Annotated in this window: 3 protein-coding genes; all 3 read left to right on the top strand. The window is 25.6% G+C overall.

Annotated elements, in window-relative coordinates:
- Positions 1 to 1,768 (top strand): hypothetical protein (locus ACWXVM_RS03130; RefSeq protein ID WP_455994293.1); only part of this gene is annotated, 1,768 nt, incomplete at its 5' end.
- Positions 1,769 to 2,283: 515 nt separating this feature from the next.
- On the top strand, positions 2,284 to 2,523 hold the full coding sequence (locus ACWXVM_RS03125; RefSeq protein WP_455994291.1) for a hypothetical protein: 240 nt from the start codon (positions 2,284 to 2,286) through the stop codon (positions 2,521 to 2,523).
- Positions 2,524 to 2,727: 204 nt separating this feature from the next.
- A complete protein-coding gene (locus ACWXVM_RS03120; protein ID WP_455994289.1) occupies positions 2,728 to 2,931 on the top strand; it encodes a hypothetical protein in 204 nt (67 codons plus the stop codon).
- Positions 2,932 to 3,069 lie beyond the last annotated feature (138 nt).

Raw genomic sequence — 3,069 nt, 5'->3', positions numbered from 1 at the left:
GACAAATGCTACAAGACAAAACTTCAACTTATTTATTGATAAATTAGCATATCCAGAGAATACAGCGCAATTAAGAACTGATTCGCTAAAAACAAAAGAAAAAATTAAGAAGGATCTAACATCCAAAATTGATTATTCAAATAAAAATTCTGTCGAAACGACTTTAAATACGCTAAAAACAAATATTGACACATTAAAAAATGAAATAGATGACATTAAACCAGAAGCAAAGAAAAGTGAATTCTTAACAGAATTTTCTAAGACTGGTCATACTAAAATTTCCGCACTATTACAAAAAATTAGATTATATAAACAAGAATATGAAAATAAGAAACGTTTAGCTCAGCAAGCAATTTCACAAGTTTCTGATCCAAAAGAAAAGAAGAAATTGCAAGATAGACTAGATAATCCAACAAATAGTATTGAAAACCTTAAAACTATTAAAGCTGAAGCAGAAAAGCAAAAGGATAAGGAGATAAAACAAAAAGCTGAAATTCAAGCCAAAAAACAAGAATTAATCAAACAAATTAACAAATTACCTAATTCTCCTGATAAAAAGAATCTTTTAGATAAGGTAGAATTATCAAAAACTAAACCAGAATTTTCGGCTATCGAATCAGAAATTAAAATTATTTCTAGAAAAATAGAATTAAGAAAAGAGGTTGACAAATTAGCACTATTTGATTTGTCTAATAATAGAGGTGGATTACCTAGTGAATTTAGACCCGAAGCTAGCGAAGTGACAAAATATAATCTAAAAGATCTTTATAAGCTGATAACTAACGCTTCATCTAATGATGAGCTAAATACAATAAATACTAAAATAATGCAGCAAAGAAATGCAGAGTTAGATGATTTAAAGAAAACCAGACTAGAGTCACATGGCAATGATGATAGAGAAAATAGCGCTATGAAATTATCATTAAATCAATCATTGTCTATTACTGTAAATAACAAGGCAATGGATGCTTCTGGAACATTAACTGAACAGTACACTAGAGAATATTATGCTTTGGATTCAGAAATCAGATCTGCTGATACAATCGAAAAATATAAATCTATAAAAATCAAGGTAGAAAAATTCATAGCTAAATATGAATCTAAAGAAGGTAAAAAATGGTTGCCATTCTTTAAAAAAAGAGTTGATTCAAATTACAAAAAATACCCGGCCGATGCGGGTCCATATAATGTTACAATTCCTCAAAGTTCATGAACATATATAATATACGAATTTGAAAAACAAAATATTGATAGAATACATGCTATCAAGATCGAAAATCAAGCGTTATTTAATGTCTACTACAAATATAGAAGAAATGTTAAATTAAACTATGAGTTTCTAAAATTAATAGCTAGAGTAAAAGATGCTGGAATAGTTGACGATTCGACACAATATAGTCTAGAGCAATTAAAAACTAATTTTGAAGGTGTTATAAATGCAGAAGATAAGGGTAAAATTATTTTAGAATCAAATAAACAATTATTCGGTACATACGATGTTTCTGAATGATGAAAAAAAACGTCACAAATTAGTTTCTTAAACTGATGAGCAAAAAAAATAGCCGACGCTCCAGAAAGCTTGATTAGTCAAGAGGAAAAATATGAATTATTAGATAAAATAGCTTTAAATACAGACTCAACAGATAAAGCATTTTTAGAGGAATGGGAAAAATTCAAAAATAGATTTTACAATAGTAGTCTAATTCGCCCTGGTGAATTAGATAACGATGGCTATCCAAAAAATGCTAAACCTTATATTTGAAGATAAAAAATATCAAAGTAATGTAGAAATTTTTATGTATATTCTCTTGTATAAATATTTTAAATCTTAAACTTTTACTGGTTTTTATAACTAAAAATAAAATAAGGGGAAAATGCTGATTTATTAAAAAAATCAGCATTTTTTACTTTTTTGACCTCAAATATATAATAATTTAGTTATAAATACACTAAAGAAAAATAAGGTAGAAATTATACTAAAAGTCCAAAAAGTTCAAATGCCTAAAAATGTCAAAATCATTAGAAAAGATGATAATAAATATGTATATTATGTTGCAGGAACCGAATATAAAAAAATAAAAAATATAATATCAACAAGAGAGTTAATATTGGTAAAATAGATTTAAAAAAATGACAATTTTTTAGTATCAAATGATAAGTATTTTTAATTTTCCCGGCGCAAAAATAACAATAATATAAGATGATAAAAAATATCATCCGTTGTTCCTATCGGGCAATATTTGGCAATAACTAAATTTTTTAAAGATTTATATAGATGAACATTTGGAAAATATTTTTAACACAAAAAGCGAATTAATAAAGGCATTGGCATCTCATTATATTGATGAAGAATTTACGGTTTCACAATTATTTAAAAAGTGGGCATATAAAAATTTTTCTGGTTTATTTTTAATTCCTTCAAACTCAACGATATCAATGCTTTTGCATAAAGATATAACAACAGAAAAAATACTTGAATTTAATTATAGATGATCAAAACAATTAAGAACATATTTAGAATAATTCGGATGACGCATATTTATCTGTCGATTCAACGAACTTTAATATAAGCTCAAAAAACATAAAACATGCTGAATATAAAAAAGCCAAATGTTGATGAAGGGCTTCCACAAATAAACTTATCATATTGTTTAGATCCAAAGACTGAATTACCTTTTTTATGATTTATATCCCAAATCAGTTATTGATGTAAGTTACTACAAAAAAATGATTGATAAAGTTTTAAATTTGTGTTATAAATCAGTAACTTTAGTATTGGATCGTGGTTATTTTTCAAAAGACAATATTAAAAATATTGCTTCTGAAAACAATAACTTTATAATTATGGCAAAAATTTATAACAAAAGATTAAGTAATTTATTAAACATCGATGAAGATTTCATTAAATCAAACATAAAAAAATCAATTTAAACTTGTTTTAGTTATAAAAACAACTAAAAGTTTAAGTTAAAAATAAAAGTCACATCAAAAAATGATGTAACTTTTATGATAGGTGCAGATCAACAATACTATTTTCACATAAACAATAAAAGATATAAAGCTTTTGAA

Source organism: Mycoplasma sp. 2261 (assembly GCF_053851575.1).
This window is presented reverse-complemented; position numbering and strand designations above follow the sequence as displayed.